The organism is Brevibacillus porteri (assembly GCF_003013475.1).
Classification (GTDB): domain Bacteria; phylum Bacillota; class Bacilli; order Brevibacillales; family Brevibacillaceae; genus Brevibacillus; species Brevibacillus porteri.
In genome coordinates this window covers 212,558-229,136 of sequence record NZ_PXZO01000042.1, presented here as the reverse complement: position 1 = coordinate 229,136, position 16,579 = coordinate 212,558, and the positions used below count along the sequence as shown (strand labels likewise).

At 47.3% G+C, this 16,579-nt stretch carries 14 protein-coding genes and 23 tRNA genes; 8 read left to right on the top strand and 29 right to left on the bottom strand.

The genetic code is table 11. The features are described 5' to 3' along the window. Positions 1 to 196: 196 nt before the first annotated feature. The 29 genes from C7R92_RS21590 to dnaA all read right to left on the bottom strand — a co-directional run bounded on the left by C7R92_RS21590 (position 197) and on the right by dnaA (position 8,993). Positions 197 to 281, bottom strand: a tRNA-Leu gene (locus C7R92_RS21590). A gap of 8 nt (positions 282 to 289) precedes the next feature. Beyond that, a tRNA-Arg gene (locus C7R92_RS21585) sits at positions 290 to 363 on the bottom strand. A gap of 20 nt (positions 364 to 383) precedes the next feature. After that, positions 384 to 459 (bottom strand) — tRNA-His (locus C7R92_RS21580). A gap of 29 nt (positions 460 to 488) precedes the next feature. After that, positions 489 to 562 (bottom strand) — tRNA-Trp (locus C7R92_RS21575). A 1-nt stretch (position 563) separates the two neighbouring features. Beyond that, a tRNA-Met gene (locus C7R92_RS21570) sits at positions 564 to 640 on the bottom strand. A 25-nt stretch (positions 641 to 665) separates the two neighbouring features. After that, positions 666 to 754, bottom strand: a tRNA-Ser gene (locus C7R92_RS21565). Between the two features lie 8 nt (positions 755 to 762). After that, positions 763 to 836 (bottom strand) — tRNA-Gly (locus tag C7R92_RS21560). A 7-nt stretch (positions 837 to 843) separates the two neighbouring features. Continuing rightward, positions 844 to 925 (bottom strand) — tRNA-Leu (locus C7R92_RS21555). A gap of 16 nt (positions 926 to 941) precedes the next feature. Next, positions 942 to 1,018 (bottom strand) — tRNA-Pro (locus tag C7R92_RS21550). Positions 1,019 to 1,054: 36 nt separating this feature from the next. Beyond that, positions 1,055 to 1,128 (bottom strand) — tRNA-Arg (locus C7R92_RS21545). Between the two features lie 6 nt (positions 1,129 to 1,134). Then, positions 1,135 to 1,210: transfer RNA gene (locus C7R92_RS21540), tRNA-Gly, on the bottom strand. Between the two features lie 16 nt (positions 1,211 to 1,226). Then, a tRNA-Leu gene (locus C7R92_RS21535) sits at positions 1,227 to 1,312 on the bottom strand. 30 nt (positions 1,313 to 1,342) lie between these two features. Next, positions 1,343 to 1,418: transfer RNA gene (locus C7R92_RS21530), tRNA-Lys, on the bottom strand. A gap of 8 nt (positions 1,419 to 1,426) precedes the next feature. Beyond that, positions 1,427 to 1,501: transfer RNA gene (locus tag C7R92_RS21525), tRNA-Gln, on the bottom strand. Positions 1,502 to 1,519: 18 nt separating this feature from the next. After that, positions 1,520 to 1,604, bottom strand: a tRNA-Tyr gene (locus C7R92_RS21520). 47 nt (positions 1,605 to 1,651) lie between these two features. Beyond that, positions 1,652 to 1,727 (bottom strand) — tRNA-Thr (locus tag C7R92_RS21515). Between the two features lie 14 nt (positions 1,728 to 1,741). After that, positions 1,742 to 1,817: transfer RNA gene (locus C7R92_RS21510), tRNA-Phe, on the bottom strand. Positions 1,818 to 1,852: 35 nt separating this feature from the next. Continuing rightward, a tRNA-Asp gene (locus tag C7R92_RS21505) sits at positions 1,853 to 1,929 on the bottom strand. Positions 1,930 to 1,954: 25 nt separating this feature from the next. After that, positions 1,955 to 2,030, bottom strand: a tRNA-Val gene (locus C7R92_RS21500). Between the two features lie 33 nt (positions 2,031 to 2,063). Beyond that, positions 2,064 to 2,137 (bottom strand) — tRNA-Glu (locus C7R92_RS21495). A 7-nt stretch (positions 2,138 to 2,144) separates the two neighbouring features. Continuing rightward, positions 2,145 to 2,220: transfer RNA gene (locus C7R92_RS21490), tRNA-Asn, on the bottom strand. Positions 2,221 to 2,237: 17 nt separating this feature from the next. Then, positions 2,238 to 2,313, bottom strand: a tRNA-Ala gene (locus C7R92_RS21485). 44 nt (positions 2,314 to 2,357) lie between these two features. Further along, positions 2,358 to 2,434: transfer RNA gene (locus tag C7R92_RS21480), tRNA-Ile, on the bottom strand. Between the two features lie 219 nt (positions 2,435 to 2,653). Beyond that, positions 2,654 to 4,579, bottom strand: a complete 1,926-nt coding sequence (gyrB, locus tag C7R92_RS21475) for a DNA topoisomerase (ATP-hydrolyzing) subunit B (protein WP_106835597.1) — start codon at positions 4,577 to 4,579, stop codon at positions 2,654 to 2,656. Then, positions 4,579 to 4,866 (bottom strand): extracellular matrix regulator RemB, encoded by a 288-nt coding sequence (gene remB / locus C7R92_RS21470; protein ID WP_017246848.1) that lies wholly within the window; start codon positions 4,864 to 4,866, stop codon positions 4,579 to 4,581. The genes gyrB and remB overlap by 1 nt, the downstream gene beginning before the upstream one ends. 11 nt (positions 4,867 to 4,877) lie before the next feature. Next, positions 4,878 to 5,996, bottom strand: coding sequence for a DNA replication/repair protein RecF (recF, locus tag C7R92_RS21465; RefSeq protein ID WP_106835596.1), 1,119 nt, complete (start codon positions 5,994 to 5,996; stop codon positions 4,878 to 4,880). 16 nt (positions 5,997 to 6,012) lie between these two features. Continuing rightward, positions 6,013 to 6,228: a S4 domain-containing protein YaaA gene (yaaA, locus tag C7R92_RS21460; RefSeq protein WP_017246846.1), complete on the bottom strand. Its 216-nt coding sequence runs from the start codon at positions 6,226 to 6,228 to the stop codon at positions 6,013 to 6,015. Between the two features lie 32 nt (positions 6,229 to 6,260). Next, a complete protein-coding gene (gene dnaN, locus C7R92_RS21455) occupies positions 6,261 to 7,400 on the bottom strand; it encodes a DNA polymerase III subunit beta (RefSeq protein ID WP_106835595.1) in 1,140 nt (379 codons plus the stop codon). Positions 7,401 to 7,607: 207 nt separating this feature from the next. Further along, positions 7,608 to 8,993 carry a chromosomal replication initiator protein DnaA gene (gene dnaA / locus C7R92_RS21450; protein WP_106835594.1) on the bottom strand — a complete coding sequence of 462 codons (1,386 nt, stop codon included), beginning with the start codon at positions 8,991 to 8,993 and terminating at the stop codon, positions 7,608 to 7,610. 560 nt (positions 8,994 to 9,553) lie between these two features. Here dnaA and rpmH point away from each other — a divergent pair. The 8 genes from rpmH to mnmG all read left to right on the top strand — a co-directional run bounded on the left by rpmH (position 9,554) and on the right by mnmG (position 16,573). Then, positions 9,554 to 9,688 (top strand): 50S ribosomal protein L34, encoded by a 135-nt coding sequence (gene rpmH / locus C7R92_RS21445; protein WP_007720125.1) that lies wholly within the window; start codon positions 9,554 to 9,556, stop codon positions 9,686 to 9,688. A gap of 161 nt (positions 9,689 to 9,849) precedes the next feature. Then, a complete protein-coding gene (locus tag C7R92_RS21440) occupies positions 9,850 to 10,818 on the top strand; it encodes a nucleotidyltransferase family protein (protein WP_106835593.1) in 969 nt (322 codons plus the stop codon). A gap of 141 nt (positions 10,819 to 10,959) precedes the next feature. After that, complete coding sequence (gene rnpA, locus C7R92_RS21435; protein ID WP_017246841.1) at positions 10,960 to 11,340, top strand: ribonuclease P protein component; 381 nt, start codon at positions 10,960 to 10,962, stop codon at positions 11,338 to 11,340. A gap of 4 nt (positions 11,341 to 11,344) precedes the next feature. After that, positions 11,345 to 11,569: a membrane protein insertion efficiency factor YidD gene (gene yidD, locus C7R92_RS21430; RefSeq protein WP_205669431.1), complete on the top strand. Its 225-nt coding sequence runs from the start codon at positions 11,345 to 11,347 to the stop codon at positions 11,567 to 11,569. A 38-nt stretch (positions 11,570 to 11,607) separates the two neighbouring features. Next, positions 11,608 to 12,366, top strand: coding sequence for a membrane protein insertase YidC (yidC, locus tag C7R92_RS21425; protein WP_017246840.1), 759 nt, complete (start codon positions 11,608 to 11,610; stop codon positions 12,364 to 12,366). Beyond that, positions 12,363 to 12,992: an RNA-binding cell elongation regulator Jag/EloR gene (jag, locus tag C7R92_RS21420; protein ID WP_007720132.1), complete on the top strand. Its 630-nt coding sequence runs from the start codon at positions 12,363 to 12,365 to the stop codon at positions 12,990 to 12,992. The genes yidC and jag overlap by 4 nt, the downstream gene beginning before the upstream one ends. A 289-nt stretch (positions 12,993 to 13,281) precedes the next feature. Further along, on the top strand, positions 13,282 to 14,658 hold the full coding sequence (mnmE, locus tag C7R92_RS21415) for a tRNA uridine-5-carboxymethylaminomethyl(34) synthesis GTPase MnmE (RefSeq protein ID WP_106835592.1): 1,377 nt from the start codon (positions 13,282 to 13,284) through the stop codon (positions 14,656 to 14,658). Positions 14,659 to 14,674: 16 nt separating this feature from the next. Continuing rightward, positions 14,675 to 16,573, top strand: a complete 1,899-nt coding sequence (gene mnmG, locus C7R92_RS21410; RefSeq protein WP_017246838.1) for a tRNA uridine-5-carboxymethylaminomethyl(34) synthesis enzyme MnmG — start codon at positions 14,675 to 14,677, stop codon at positions 16,571 to 16,573. Positions 16,574 to 16,579 lie beyond the last annotated feature (6 nt).

Genomic DNA, 16,579 nt, shown 5'->3' with positions numbered 1-16,579 from the left:
AGTTTTCAAAGAGCATTTTGCGCCGTTTCCGGAGCAGATCTTTAATTTATCACATCTAATTTTGAAAGTCAACAACTTTTTTAGTTTTATGTGATTTGTTCTACTCAGTTAAACTTGTATGTTTCGTGAGTAGATTTTTAATATAACACATTACTTTTCATTAATCAAGAGGTTTTTTTAACCTCATTTAAATTAATGGTGCGGTCGGCGAGACTCGAACTCGCACGGGTCGCCCCGCCACCCCCTCAAGATGGTGTGTCTGCCAATTCCACCACGACCGCATGTAAAACGTCTCAGGAGAGGTTCGAACTCCCGACCGTCCGCTTAGAAGGCGGATGCTCTATCCAGCTGAGCTACTGAGACATATTGTAGTTATAAAAAAATGGGGCGATCGATGGGACTTGAACCCACGAGTGCCGGAGCCACAATCCGGTGCGTTAACCCCTTCGCCACGACCGCCATAATGTATAGGTTTTAAAAATGTTCCTTGGCAGGGGCAGTAGGAATCGAACCCACACCAAAGGTTTTGGAGACCTTCGTTCTACCGTTAAACTATGCCCCTATGGTAGCGGTGGAGGGGATCGAACCCCCGACCTTTCGGGTATGAACCGAACGCTCTAGCCATCTGAGCTACGCCGCCATAATTATTTCGTAATAAAAAGAAGTGGCGGAGGGAGAGGGATTCGAACCCCCGTGAGCTTGCACTCTAACGGTTTTCAAGACCGCCCCGTTATGACCACTTCGGTATCCCTCCGCAAAATATGGAGCGGGTGATGGGAATCGAACCCACGCGACCAGCTTGGAAGGCTGGAGTTCTACCATTGAACTACACCCGCTTGAATATGGTGCCGGTGAAGGGACTTGAACCCCCACGGTTTCCCTCACGATTTTGAGTCGCGCGCGTCTGCCATTCCGCCACACCGGCATATTCATTTGAAACATGGTCGGGAAGACAGGATTCGAACCTGCGACCCCTTGGTCCCAAGCCAAGTACTCTACCAAGCTGAGCTACTTCCCGACTATAGAAACTTCTTCACTTTTTAAGATGAAGATGCGTGCCCTGAGAGATTCGAACTCCCGACCTTTTGATTCGTAGTCAAACGCTCTATCCAGCTGAGCTAAGGGCACATGTTATGGAGCGGACGAAGGGTCTCGAACCCTCGACCTTCGCCTTGGCAAGGCGACGCTCTACCAATTGAGCTACGTCCGCATAAGAAGGAATTTCTTGGTGCGGTCGAGAGGACTTGAACCTCCACGGTGTTGCCACCACTGGCACCTGAAGCCAGCGCGTCTGCCATTCCGCCACGACCGCATATGAAGATCTATCTCTCGTTTTAAAAACTGGTGAGCCATGAAGGACTCGAACCTTCGACCCTCTGATTAAAAGTCAGATGCTCTACCAACTGAGCTAATGGCTCTCGAAAAATGGCTGGGGTACTAGGATTTGAACCTAGGAATGACGGAGTCAAAGTCCGTTGCCTTACCGCTTGGCTATACCCCAATAGCCATGAAGTAAAGATGGTGGGGAGAGACGGATTCGAACCGCCGAACCCGGAGGGAGCAGATTTACAGTCTGCCGTGTTTAGCCACTTCACTATCTCCCCAAGCTTGTCCTTCAAAAGTAAACCTTATTCAACTTTCAAAGAAAAAGTGGTGCCGGCAATAGGACTTGAACCCACAACCCCCTGATTACAAGTCAGGTGCTCTACCAATTGAGCTATACCGGCGTGCTTTGTATAAATGGTGGCTCGGGACGGAATCGAACCGCCGACACGAGGATTTTCAGTCCTCTGCTCTACCGACTGAGCTACCGAGCCTCAAGCGTAATTATTTCGCCATCGCTTGAGAAAAATGGCGGAGCTGACGGGACTCGAACCCGCGACCTCCGGTGTGACAGACCGGCGTGAACTCCAACTTCACCACAGCTCCATGTAAAACATTCAGTTGTTAAAAGTGGTGGAGGCTGACGGGATCGAACCGCCGACCCTCTGCTTGTAAGGCAGATGCTCTCCCAGCTGAGCTAAGCCTCCAGGACCCCTGCGTTTGCAGGGCGTTTTGCTAGGTGACCCGTAGGGGATTCGAACCCCTGTATGACAGCGTGAAAGGCTGCTGTGTTAAACCGCTTCACCAACGGGCCGTTTCAATGGCTCCTCGGGACGGACTCGAACCGCCGACCGATCGGTTAACAGCCGATTGCTCTACCAACTGAGCTACCGAGGAATAATCATATTTTAGAATGGTGGAGCTGAACGGGATCGAACCGATGACCTCCTGCTTGCAAGGCAGGCGCTCTCCCAACTGAGCTACAGCCCCATCCTAACGCTTTAATGACGCAATTGCCATGTCAGCTATGTAAGTGGTGGGCCTAGGCTGACTCGAACAGCCGACCTCACGCTTATCAGGCGTGCGCTCTAACCAACTGAGCTATAGGCCCATAATTACTTCCGGAACTTAAATCTAGCATACTTTTTAATTCATTGCAATAGAATTTTTGATTTTTTTTATTGCGTGGGTGAACTTTTTTTTGTGAATGGAACTTAACAAAAAGCACAATCTATTATAAGTCATGTTCATACTATATTTCAAATATGTTTTGATATTTTCATAAAGAAAAAGCTTGCCCGGTAAAGGACAAGCTTTTCTTCGTTCCAACTTAAATATCAAGATCGCGTACGTTTGCCGCGTATTGCTCAATAAACTCCCTGCGAGGCTCTACTTCGTCTCCCATCAGTGTCTCAAACACCATATCGGCATCCATAGCATCCTCGAGATCTACTTGAAGCAGTGTACGAGCTTCTGGGTCCATCGTAGTCTCCCACAATTGATCCGCGTTCATCTCACCTAGTCCTTTATAGCGTTGGACGTTAGGCTTTGGTTGAGCCTTCAAGGTAGCGAGTACCTGATCACGCTGCTTGTCGGTATAAGCATAATGCAACGTCTTCCCTTGCTTGATGCTGTAAAGAGGCGGCTGCGCAATATAAATATACCCCGCTTCAATCAACTGTTTCATGTAGCGGAAGAAGAACGTCAGCAGAAGCGTACGAATATGCGACCCGTCGACGTCGGCGTCCGTCATAATGACGACTTTGTGGTAACGTGCCTTTGAAATATCAAAGTCTTCGCCAACACCCGTTCCCAAAGCCGTAATAATGGCACGGATCTCGTTATTCCCGAGAATTTTGTCCAGACGTGCTTTTTCTACGTTCAATACCTTCCCGCGAAGAGGAAGAATGGCTTGGAAATGACGGTCGCGTCCCATCTTCGCAGAACCACCCGCAGAGTCACCCTCTACAATGAACAGTTCAGATTCGGATGCATCCTTGGAAGAGCAGTCCGCCAGTTTACCCGGCAAAGCACTTACTTCCAGCGCACTCTTGCGACGAGTCATTTCACGTGCTTTACGAGCTGCCTCACGGGCACGAGAAGCCATAAGCGCTTTTTCCACAACTTTTTTGGCTACACCCGGGTTTTCTTCCATGAAGGTGTTAAAACGGTCACCGAAGACAGACTCGGTAATGCTACGCGCTTCCGAGTTGCCCAGCTTCGTTTTTGTTTGTCCTTCGAACTGAGGCTCCTGAATTTTTACGGAGATAATCGCGGTAATGCCTTCACGCACATCGTCCCCGGAAAGATTGGGATCCTTTTCCTTCAGGAAATTAAACTTGCGGCTATAGTCGTTGATAACACGGGTAAGAGCCGTTTTAAATCCGGTTTCGTGCGTACCACCCTCATGCGTGTTGATGTTATTGGCAAAAGAGTAGATGTTGCTCACATAGCTGTCGTTGTACTGAAGGGCAACCTCTACGACAAGACCTTCTTTTTCCCCTTCGCAATAAATCACATCATCATGCAAGGCTTCCCGGTTTTTATTCAAGTATTCTACGAACTGGATGATACCGCCCTCGTAGTGGAAGGACTCTTCCTTCTGCTGATCTGGACGTGTATCTTTCAGCGTGATACGCAAGCCTTTGTTAAGGAACGCCAGCTCGCGAATACGTTTTTGCAAAATCTCGTATTCAAATACCGTTGTTTCGGTAAAAATAGTCGGGTCTGGCTTGAAGGTAACTTTTGTTCCCGTCTCTTCGGTCTCGCCCACTACAGCAAGATCGGCATCCGGTGCGCCTACTTTAAAGCGCATGTAGTATACCTGGTTATTTTGTTTAACCTCGACTTCCATCCATTCGGATAGCGCGTTCACTACCGAGCTGCCTACCCCGTGAAGACCGCCGGACACTTTGTATCCGCCACCACCGAATTTACCGCCGGCGTGCAATACAGTCAAAACGGTTTCAACAGTAGATTTTCCGGTCTTTTCATGAATGCCAGTCGGGATTCCTCGACCGTTATCGGTTACAGATACGGAGTTGTCTGGATGAATGACCACCAAGATCTCGTCGCAATAACCGGCTAACGCCTCGTCAATGGCATTGTCGACAATCTCCCATACCAGGTGATGCAAACCTCGGCTGCTGGTCGAACCGATGTACATGCCGGGACGTTTCCGAACTGCCTCTAACCCTTCCAGTACCTGAATCTGACTCGCATCGTAGTTTGTATCTTTCGTCGTCACTTGATCCACTACTCTGTCAACTCCTCCACTTCAGCTTGTACAAAGGGAAACTGATCCAAGCTGTCCACGAACTGAGCGCGTCGCTTCAGCGTCAGAGAAGAAATAGGTGAACAGTAAATGGCGTTCTGGGTGATTACATAAGACTTCGTTTCTTCCTCGCTATGATCAACAATTGTCTTACTTTTTTCGAGTAAAAACGCTTTGTTGATTTTTGAGGATTTCACAGTCTGATGATCAAGAATGGAAATGACTTCCTTCGTGCTCACCACAGTATCTCCACCAATGTGAATAAACATCCCTGTACCCCCTACCTTTCTCCGGAGATTTTCCCTTCCCTCACGTAAAAACGAGAGGCTTGCTGGAGAACCTGATGCTTTAAGCCTTCCACACCTGTGGTACTTACAAACGTCTGTACTCGATCCTGAATGGTTTCGAGCAGCAATGTTTGCCGATGTTCATCCAACTCTGACAAGACATCATCCAACAACAAAACGGGGTATTCTCCCACTTCTTCTTTAATCAGCTCAATTTCGGCTAATTTAATAGACAGCGCACTAGTGCGTTGCTGTCCCTGGGAACCATACGTTTGCACATCCATGTTGTTCACTTTAAGTGAAAAATCATCACGGTGTGGCCCAATAAGGGTGCTCCCCCGCATGATTTCCCGGTCGCGAACCTCTTCGTAGGCAGCAAGCATTTTATCTACAGCCTGATCTATCGTCATTTCTTCTGTAACGGGCGATGAGTTTACGTAATGCAAAGAAAGTCTTTCCCTGCCATCGGTAATGCCGGTGTGGATTTCCTGTGCCCACGTCTCCAACTTCCGAAGGAACTCAAAACGCTTCCGTAACAATTTTACCGCTAAATCGGCTAATTGGGTATTCCAAATTGCCAGCATTTCCAGCGAGTTACTTTTTTTCATGGCCAAATCCTTTAAAAGCTGATTTCGCTGGGCCAGCACTTTGTTGTAATTGCTCAAATAATAAAGATACGTAGGTGAAACCTGACCGATTTCCATATCGATGAAGCGTCTGCGCTGGGCAGGTGCGCCTTTGACAATGGAAAGATCCTCCGGTGCAAACATGACGACATTCAATGCCCCCACATAGGCGCTCAGCTTCTGCTGTTCCATTCCGTTGATTTTGGCCCGCTTTCCCTTGGTTGTCAACTGTAGCTCTAAACGAACAGAACCGTAGCGACGAAGAACATCGCTACGGATCGTGGCATAATCGGCATCCCAGGAAATTAGCTCCTTGTCACGGGGCGTTCGGTGGGATTTGGCGAGTGCCAAAACATAGATCGATTCGAGAGCATTCGTTTTCCCTTGAGCGTTGTTGCCAATAAACAACTGGATGGGACCGTCAAACGACAGGGACATCGTTTCGTAGTTGCGATAATTGGTTAGAGACAGGTTCTTGAGAAACAAGAATCACGCTCTCCTCTCAGGGGCGTACCACTTGATAGCGACCATAGCCTTCAATCGCCACTTCATCGCCAGGATATAGCTTGCGTCCACGTCTGTTGTCCAACTCTCCATTGACTTGGATCGGAACCTCAGCCAAAAAAGCTTTGGCCATTCCCCCCGTGTCAATGATTTCAGCCAGCTTTAAAAATTGGCCGAGAGCAATATAGTCTGTGCTAATGGAAACCTCACGCATGGCTTGGCTCCTTTCTTTTACGTAAAAACAAATTAGTACGTACGAACCGGCAAAATCAAATGGAGCATCCAGTCGTGATCGGTCGGACGAATCACAAATGGACTCATCGGGCCGCTAAAGCTCGCTTTGATTTCCGCGCTATCGATTGCACGCAGCGCATCGATCATGTATTTGGCGTTGAAGGAAATTTTCAATTCTTCGCCATTCATTGCTTTTGGCGTCAAAATGTCCGTTACCTTCCCGATCTCAGGTGCATTGGACGTAATTTCGACGGTTCCATCAGGCATCGTAACGAGCTTGACTACGTTCGATTTGCCTTCGCGGCTCAGCAAGGAAGCACGCTCAATGGATTGCAAAAACTCCTTGGTGCTGACGGTGATTTCCGTTTTACTTCCTTGTGGAATAATTCTGGTTGTGTCTGGATATGTTCCTTCCAAGAGACGGGAATAGAACAAGATATGCTTGGACTTCACCAAAATTTGATTGTCAGCAACAACGATATCCGCGAGATTTTGGTCGTCATCTAATATTTTTACCAATTCATTGCAGCTTTTACCCGGAACAACCACGTTATGGAAAGAAAGATCCTCTGGGCATTCGACCATAGCAGTACGACTAGCCAAGCGATGGCTGTCGGTTGCCACAAAACGCAATTTGCCTTGATCAAGCGACCACATCAAACCAGTCAAGATCGGACGCATTTCGGAAGTAGAGACACCAAATACAGTCTGGCGAATCATTGCCTTCAGTAAATCACAGGGAACACTGAAGACTTTATCTTCTTCCAGATGCGGCAGCTGTGGATATTCGTTGGCATCCATTCCGTTAATGGTGAACTCCGCTTGTCCGGAACGAATTTGGGTTACGAGACGATCATCAACTTGAATATCGATTTCATTGCTTGGCAACTTACGCACGATTTCGCTGAAAATACGTGCAGTCAACACAATGCTACCAGGTTGATGTACGGTTACTCCCCATTCTCCGGCTTCTTTCAGCGGGATCTGAACTTCAATAGACACATCAGAATCGCTTGCTGTCAGTGTCAAACCTTCATCATCCGTTTTGATTTTAATCCCGGTCAAAATTGGAATCGTAGTTCTGCTAGAAACTGCTTTGCTAACATGCGATACGGCGTTCGATAGCTTTTCACGCTGAACGGTAATATGCATCGACGTGAGCCTCCCTCTCCGGCGCCATTATTTTTGATTGGAATCTGCATAATGGCTGCGCCTTTATCATAACTTATTAGGATAGATCTTTTTAACAGAAGTAGTAATAGGGCCTGTGGATTTGTGGATATGTGGGTTCAATACGTAAAAGAGAGCCTATACACATGTGGGTAAGTTGTGTATAGGCTTTTTGCGTTATGCACAGGTTTAATGGTTTGCTTTTAACTTTTCAATGAGCGACTGAATTGTTGTTTGCATATGAGGGTCATTTGCCAGCGCACGAGAGATTTTCTCATGGGCATGGATGACTGTCGTATGGTCACGGCCGCCAAATTCATCACCGATTTTCGGCAAGGAGGCATCCGTCAGCTCTCTAGAGAGATACATCGCAATCTGACGTGGGAAAGCGACGGTTTTTGTCCGTTTTTTCGCCTTGAAATCTTCTAGTTTCAGGCTGAACGCTTCTCCGACTGTTCGTTGGATGTCCATAATGGTAATCACGCGTGGGCGGGAGGAAGGAATAATGTCTTTCAGTGCTTCCGCTGCCAGCTGCGTGTCGATATCGCGATTAATCAAGGAAGAGTAGGCAACGACACGAATCAGTGCGCCTTCCAGCTCGCGGATGTTGCTGTCGATCTGGTTGGCGATGTACGCCATTACCTCATTAGGGATATCGAGATTTTCCGCTTTCGCCTTTTTGCGCAAAATCGCAATCCGCGTTTCGAGGTCTGGCGGCTGAATATCCGTAATCAGTCCCCATTCGAAGCGTGAGCGGAGGCGATCCTCCAGTGTCGGGATCTCCTTGGGAGGCCGATCGGAGGAGATGATGATTTGTTTGCTTTCTTCATGTAAGGCATTGAACGTATGGAAAAACTCTTCTTGTGTCGATTCTTTGCCCGCTAAAAACTGAATGTCATCAATTAAAAGAACGTCAACACTCCGGTATTTATTGCGGAATTCGACGGCTTTGTTGTCACGAATAGAGTTGATGAATTCATTGGTGAATTTCTCAGACGACAAATAGACCACTTTCGCCGATGGGTTGTGCTGAATGACATAATGGCCAATTGCATGCATTAAGTGGGTTTTGCCAAGTCCGACTCCTCCGTATATGAAGAGGGGATTGTAAGCTTTTGCAGGAGCTTCAGCAACCGCAAGCGATGCGGCGTGAGCGAATCGATTCCCTGAGCCGATGACAAACGTGTCAAAGGTGTATTTGGGATTTAAGATACTGGGTGGCTGGTCATCCGCGACTGTTGGCGGCACGCTCATTTTCACCCGTGGGGCAGGTTGTTCGTCGGCAAAAGCCGCATCAGGATTTTGCATCGCGACGAACTTTACTTTCATATTGATACCCGTCACTTCATATAGTGTATCGGTAATCAGTTGTGCGTACCTGGTTTCTAGCCAATCACGAGCAAAGTCGTTTGGTGCGACGACGATCAGTGCATCTTCTTCTAATGTAGTTGCCTTTGTCGCCTTCAGCCAGGTATCAAAACTGGGTTTGCTTAGCGATTTTTCTATCTTGGCGAGTACTTTGCGCCATAGTTCGCTAATCGCTGCATCCAACCAGAATCCCTCCCTCTGGACCATCCGAAAAATTGATGAAGCACCGATCCATAATGATCGAGAAAAAGTGCAAAAACCTGCTATGTTGTGACCTAATTGTCAACACAGTCGAATGTAGCGACTGTGGATAAAAAAAGTCGAAATATAGGGATTCCGCTCGTAGAAGTGAAAAAAAGCAGACGGTTATCCTCAATCCTGTGAGTAACGACATACACATAGGAAAGAATCTGTCCACAAACTTATCCACACCCTGTGGAAAAACCGATTTACGTATCGGAGTTATTCACGCTTCAAAACAAAAACATAATAACAGATATAAGGCATGGTATCAATGGTTTTTTCATACTTATCCACAAACACAACTTCTGGTACCCCCCACATATTCACATCCCTATATTTTGTGTACAAGCTGTAGATAAACTTGTCGAAACCTGTTTTTGTGGATAAAATGATATCCACAGGTTCGGGAAATAGTTTTATGGGGATATTTGCCTTGGTAATGAAATTCCACTGTCACTTGACTTTTTAGGCATATGTTCTTATAATGCAAAAGAATGTCTTTGCAAGACGGAGGTGTATACGTAATGAAACCATCTTTCAATCCTAACAACCGCAAGCGCAAAAAGGATCATGGATTCCGTAAGCGCATGAGCACAAAGAATGGCCGCAAAATTTTGGCTGCTCGTCGTCAAAGAGGTAGAAAAGTTCTTTCCGCTTAGGCCACACTTTCAGTGGCCTTTTTGTTTGCTTACATATGTCTGAAAATTCTTTGTTCTTATAAAAAGAGGAAGGCTCTCTCCGATGTGGAAACCTTTTGAGGGATAATCGTTACCTAGCTACCGAAAATCCTACTATTTATTGAAGGGACAGGAGGAGGCCGATGGAGCAAAGCAAGGACGTAACCGAGTTTTTTGTATCATTGGCGCGAGAGTTTCTTGACGAATGGCCTCTAGCTAGCTTGGTATGTGCCTATGCTGGTGGATCTGTCGGGAGGGGAGAAGCGGACGCATACAGCGACCTCGATTTACACATCTTTGTGGAGGGAGAAGGTGATCCTTCCTGTGAAAATCGTCTGTTTAGAGGGCATGTGATACAGCTACAGGTCCAAGCTGCTCCTACAGATGAAGAAGTATACGAGAATCCGTGGGCATGGCGTTACTTAAAGGAAGCAAAGGTTGTTCTGGACCCAGAGGATCGTTTCACTTCCTGGATGAATGACATGTGTGCCTACATGGATTCTCTGGCGGGAAAAGAGAAAATGTTCGCACAGGCAAAAGCGGTGGTAGATTCATTCCACGAAGAGGCGCAGGCTGCCTTAATGGAAGGCTTCCCTTACTCTGCTTATTTGGCTGCATGGGCAGGATGGATCGGTGCGCATCAAATGAGTGCCTTTTTCCAGGGGCATTCATTGAGTGATGCACAGTTGTATCAGTTGGTACAGAAAGCAGGACGTTCCGACGGTATGGAAGGCTTTTTTCAGGAGACATACCAGCGTAATGAAGAGGTACAGGATGCACTCATGCTATTGGCGGACTATCGAGCTCATCTACGATCAAAATATGAGGGGACCCAGTTTGCGCTGGCGGTTGAAAATGATTGGTTAGTAAAGAAGAAGGTTCAGAGATTGCAGGAGAGAAATAAGCTTGATATGGCCGGGTTTTTATTATTTTCAGAGGCGATCTGGTTATATCATAGCGTGGATTCTGATGAATGGCTGGAGAATCATTGGGCGGATCTGCCTGCTAAGCTTTCCTTGTCCCTTCAAAAATTGGGCTTTTTCCAAGCGGATGAGCAATTGCTCTCTGACTTGCGCTATGCCAGTGCAGAAATCATCGCGGAAATTGGCTGATAGCATTCATTTTTTCCACTGAATTTTTGATTTTGTTCTAAACCGAGTATACTTAGGGAAAAAAGTGGACGAAACAAGGATATACTGGTAGATGCTGTGTACGTTTTCTACTATAATTGTGATGTTAGGGGTTGTTTACCTTTGCATCGTTCACACCGGCTCAAAAAAAATGAGCAATTCCAAGCTGTGTTTCAACGAGGAAGTTCTGCTGCTAATAAGCAGTTTGTCTTGTATTCAGCAAAGCAAGAAGGACAAGCGGCTTTTCGCGCGGGAATTTCCGTCAGTAAAAAAATTGGCAATGCTGTTGTCCGCAATAGAGTCAAGCGGCTTATACGCGAAGCAGTAGCTCGAATGGAGTCTGATATTCCGGTCAGTCTCGATCTCGTCATCATCGCCCGTCCGGGTGTGGAAGCGATGACGCTTGAAGCCATTGAGCAATCTCTGTTACATGTGATGAAGCGAGCCAAAGTGATCAAACAGGCACCCGTACATAATGGAAAAAGAGATGGAAAAAGAGGGTGAAACGATGATGGTGAAGATCATGGTTTGGTTGATTCGGGGATACCAACTGATGATTTCTCCGTATAAACCACCTTCATGCAGATTCGCGCCCACCTGTTCTCACTACGCAATCGAGTCGATTCGTCGATTTGGGGCGTGGAGGGGAGGCTGGTTGGCCCTTCGTCGCATCTTGAAATGCCATCCGTTCCACCCGGGCGGGTATGATCCAGTCCCGGATCAGCACAAATAAGATTACCTCAATTGAAGCGGGGAAAAGGAGGATCACCCTTGAGTAGACGTACACTCAGCATTCTTATGCTGACTATGCTGGTTCTAGTTTTGTCGGGCTGTAACCCCCAAGCTGCTGCACCAATTGGCCCTGACGCAACCGGCATTTGGGACAAGTATTTTGTTTATCCACTGTCCTGGCTAATTAAAGAGAGCGCATTGATACTCGGAAACAACTACGGTCTGGGTATCCTGATTGCAACGATCATCATTCGAATCATTGTGCTTCCATTGATGGTCAAGCAAATCAAGAGCTCCAAGAAAATGCAAGAGATTCAACCGGAGATGCAAAAAATCCGTGAGAAGCACAAGAATGATCCACAAAAAGCGCAAGCGGAAACAATGGCTTTGTTCCAGAAGAGCGGTGTCAATCCGTTGGCTGGATGCTTGCCAATGTTGGTACAAATGCCGATTTTGATCGCGTTCTACCATGCGATCATCCGTACCACGGAGATTAACTCGCAAACGTTCATGTGGTTAACGTTGGGAGAAAAAGACCCGTACTACATTTTGCCGATTGTTGCGGCGATTACGACGTACCTGCAATCCAAGATGATGGGTCAAGCAACACAAGGAAATCCACAAATGCAAATGATGATCATCATGATGCCGCTGATGATTTTGGCGATTGCCGTCACATTGCCATCAGCGCTGTCTCTATACTGGGTATACGGTAACCTGTTTACCATTGTACAAACCTACTTCCTGTATCGTGATAAAGGAAATATGCCTACTCCTAAAGGGGGAGCCTCCAAGTGAAAAAGGTGGTAGCTACGGCAAAAACGATCGACGATGCTGTGCAAAAAGCTTTGCTGGAATTGGGAGTGCCGCGTGAGCGGGCAACGATCCAAGTTCTAGAAGAACCAAGCAGAGGATTGTTTGGACTGATTGGGGCAAAGGACGCTAAAGTGCAAGTAGAATTTCACTTTGATCCGGTTGCACAGGGACGTGACTTTCTTCAAGACGTTTTGTCGAACATGAAGGTGAATGCCAAAGTGGAGACGCGTACAAATGAAGAGGGTATGCTGTTTGACATCCAGGGAACCAATCTGGGAATCATTATTGGCCGCAGGGGACAAACTCTTGATTCATTACAGTATCTCGTAAACGTCGTAGCTAACCGTCATGCGGACAAACATGTACGTATCACTTTGGATGCCGAAAATTACAGGCTGCGTCGCAAGGAAACATTGGAGCAGCTCGCAGATCGTGTGGCGAAAAAAGCGTTATCGACCAAACGGGATGTGCGTCTGGAACCAATGTCTGCTGCTGAACGGAAAGTAATCCATGCCTTCTTGCAAAAGAGAGCGGATGTGGTTACCTTCAGTGAGGGAGACGAGCCAAATCGTTATATCGTGATTGCACCGAAAGAAGCCTCTCGCTAGGCTTCTTTTTTTTGGCTGAAATTAAGTGAGCAAGCGTCGACATTTTGAACAATCTCTTCAAAAAGTTGTCCACTGTGGATAATTGACCAAATGGTTGAGGATTTGCGAAAATGATTATACTGTGGATAACCAAAATGGACAGCAACCTTGGCGGATAGGGTTGCTTTTTCCTATTAGATGTTTAGCCATATGGATTGGCTGCACTTTCTTTTGGAATTTTTCTAGACGATCTGTTATGCTAGTAAGTTAGTGGCTGACTTGTAAGAGTGGAAAGCTTGAGGTGAACAGCATGAAATTCGATACAATAGCGGCGGTCGCAACACCGATGGGTGAAGGCGGTATTGCCGTGATCCGGGTAAGCGGTACGGAAGCGATCGAAGTTGTGGATAAGATATATAAAGGAAAGCAGCGGTTGTCCACTGTGGACAGCCATACGATCCATTATGGGCACTTGTATGAGCCAAACACAGGTGAACGAGTGGAAGAGGTACTGGTTTCCGTAATGAAGGCTCCCCGTACATTTACGAGGGAGGATGTAGTTGAGGTCAACTGTCATGGAGGAATTGTTTCCGTTGAAAAGGTTCTGGAGTTAATCTTGGATAATGGTGCAAGATTGGCGGAGCCGGGCGAGTTCACAAAGCGTGCGTTCTTAAATGGACGTGTCGATTTGTCTCAGGCTGAGGCCGTCATTGATTTGATCCGGGCGAAAACAGACAGAGCGATGAAGGTCGCATTGAATCAAGTAGAAGGGAAGCTGTCCAGGCTCATTCGGCAGCTGCGCCAAAACTTGATTGAAGCGATGGCCCATATAGAAGTAACACTGGACTATCCAGAGCATGACGTTGAGGAGTTTACACAAAATTTCTTGCGAGGAAAGTGCCTGGAGGTTAAAGGTGAAATCCAACGACTGTTGCAGACCGCACAGCAAGGAAAAATTTTGCGTGAAGGCTTGTCGACCGCGATTATTGGACGTCCGAATGTAGGAAAATCCTCTCTATTAAATAGTCTGGTCCAAGAGGAAAAGGCGATTGTGACTGACGTTGCGGGAACGACACGCGATGTTATCGAAGAGTATGTCAATGTGCGTGGGGTTCCTTTGCGACTCATCGATACCGCAGGAATTCGTGATACAGAGGACATCGTGGAGAAAATCGGGGTAGAGAAGTCCAGACAGCTGCTGCAAAAGGCTGACCTCGTGTTGCTCGTGATCAACTACAACGAGCCTCTCTCCGCCGATGATTACGCGATTTTTGAAGCGGCAAAAGGGTTCCATGTGATTGTGATTGTTAATAAATTCGACCTGCCGCAAAAAGTGGATTTGGAAGAGATCAAGTGTCATTTCCCTCAGCAGCCGTTGATTATGACGTCTGCGCGTGAGGAGACGGGGATCGATCTTCTGGAGCAGGCAATTGGGGAGATTTTCTTCAGTGGCCGTGTGCAGCAGGATGACTTGACCTACGTGAGTAACGCCAGACATATTCAACTGCTTCGTCAGGCAGAGCGAGCCATAGATGAAGCACTGGGTGGAATCGACGACTTGATGCCAGTAGACATGATTCAGATAGACATTAAAAAGTCGTGGGAGCTGCTTGGGGAAGTCATCGGGGAAAGCGTCGGCGAGGATTTGATTGACCAGATTTTCTCCCAGTTCTGTCTGGGTAAGTGATAGAGGAGGACAAAAAATGAACGTTGTACCTGCATATGAAGCGGGCTCGTTTGACGTCATTGTCATTGGTGCGGGTCATGCCGGTGCGGAAGCTGCATTGGCGGCTGCACGTATGGGTTGCAGTACATTGCTGTTGACGATCAACCTGGATGCTGTGGCGTACATGCCATGTAATCCTTCCGTAGGTGGTCCGGCAAAAGGCCACGTCGTACGCGAATTAGACGCGCTTGGTGGAGAGATGGGACGCAATACTGACAAAACCCATATCCAAATGCGTATGCTGAATACAGGGAAAGGACCTGCTGTGCATGCCTTGCGCGCACAAGCAGACAAATTTGCGTATCAGCATGAAATGAAGAAAACGATTGAAAATACTCCGAATCTGATCCTGCGTCAAGCGATGGTGGAAGAGCTGATCGTGAACGACGGTGTCTGTGAAGGGGTTATTACGCAAACTGGGGCTCGATACATGGCCAAATCTGTTGTATTGACGACCGGAACTTATTTGCGCGGAAAGATCATCCTTGGAGATCTCCAATACGAAAGTGGACCGAACAACATGCGTCCGTCCATTCGTCTGGCCCATCATTTGAAGGAACTCGGTTTTGAAATGACACGTTTCAAGACGGGGACGCCACCACGTGTTCATAGCAGCAGTGTGGATTTCTCTAAAATGGAGATTCAGCCTGGTGATCCGGTACCGCGCGCTTTTTCTTATGAAACAACGGAGTTTATTATGGATCAGCTTCCTTGCTGGCTGACATATACGAATGAAGAAACACATGGACTCATCAATAGCAATCTGCATCGTGCTCCAATGTACTCGGGGATGATCGAAGGAACAGGCCCGCGTTATTGCCCTTCGATTGAAGATAAAGTAGTTCGTTTTAACGATAAGCCGCGTCACCAAATTTTCTTGGAGCCAGAAGGACGCAATACCGAAGAAATGTATGTACAAGGCTTGTCGACCAGCTTGCCGGAGGATGTTCAGCTTTCCATGCTGCGCTCCATGGCTGGAATGGAAGAAGTCAAAATGATGCGCCCTGGCTATGCGATTGAGTATGATTCGGTCGTGCCGACGCAGCTCTGGCCTTCTTTGGAAACCAAAATCTTGCCTGGCTTGTTCACAGCAGGACAAATCAATGGTACCTCTGGCTATGAAGAAGCAGCGGGTCAAGGTCTCATGGCAGGAATTAACGCAGCACGTCGCGTTCAAGAGAAACCACCAGTTATTTTGGGACGAGAAGAGGCGTACATCGGTGTCTTGATTGACGACCTTGTTACGAAAGGAACGCATGAGCCTTATCGTTTGCTTACTTCTCGTGCAGAATATCGCTTGCTGCTGCGTCATGACAATGCGGACTTGCGCCTGACGGATATCGGCCGTGAAATTGGTCTGATTAGCGAAGAGCGCTATAATCGATTTATCCAAAAACGCGAGCTGATCGAGCAAGAAAAAGAACGTGTGGCAAACACGCGTGTACGCCCTGAAATGGCACATGTCCAAGAGGTTTTGCGCAACGCAGGCTCTCCTGAACTGACAGATGTCATCGAGCTGGCTCAATTGCTGCGTCGTCCGGAAATCAACTACAGCCACATTGCTCAAATGGTCCCTGCACCAGAAGCACTGCCAGAGGATGTGACCGAACAGGTTGAAATCCAGATTAAATACGATGGCTACATCAAAAAGTCTTTGCAACAGGTTGAGCGGATGAAAAAAATGGAGGAGCGCCGCATCCCAACGGATATTGACTACCACCAAATCTCTGGTTTGTCCAAGGAATCCCGCGACAATATGACCAAAATTCGTCCATTGAACATCGGGCAGGCGGCTCGTATTGCAGGGGTTACTCCAGCAGACATTTCCGTGTTGATGGTATATCTGGAGTACAAACGCGTGGGAGTAGCCGAATAAGGAGAA

Excerpts from the sequence above, each read along its gene's own strand:
- remB (WP_017246848.1), bottom strand. The coding sequence starts at position 4,866 with ATGTTTATTCACATTGGTGGAGATACTGTGGTGAGCACGAAGGAAGTC.
- yidD (WP_205669431.1), top strand. The coding sequence starts at position 11,345 with ATGATGGTGAAGATCATGGTTTGGTTGATTCGGGGATACCAACTGATG.
- rpmH (WP_007720125.1), top strand. The coding sequence starts at position 9,554 with ATGAAACCATCTTTCAATCCTAACAACCGCAAGCGCAAAAAGGATCAT.
- dnaA (WP_106835594.1), bottom strand. The coding sequence starts at position 8,993 with ATGGTCCAGAGGGAGGGATTCTGGTTGGATGCAGCGATTAGCGAACTA.
- mnmG (WP_017246838.1), top strand. The coding sequence starts at position 14,675 with ATGAACGTTGTACCTGCATATGAAGCGGGCTCGTTTGACGTCATTGTC.
- C7R92_RS21440 (WP_106835593.1), top strand. The coding sequence starts at position 9,850 with ATGGAGCAAAGCAAGGACGTAACCGAGTTTTTTGTATCATTGGCGCGA.
- dnaN (WP_106835595.1), bottom strand. The coding sequence starts at position 7,400 with ATGCATATTACCGTTCAGCGTGAAAAGCTATCGAACGCCGTATCGCAT.
- yaaA (WP_017246846.1), bottom strand. The coding sequence starts at position 6,228 with ATGCGTGAGGTTTCCATTAGCACAGACTATATTGCTCTCGGCCAATTT.
- mnmE (WP_106835592.1), top strand. The coding sequence starts at position 13,282 with ATGAAATTCGATACAATAGCGGCGGTCGCAACACCGATGGGTGAAGGC.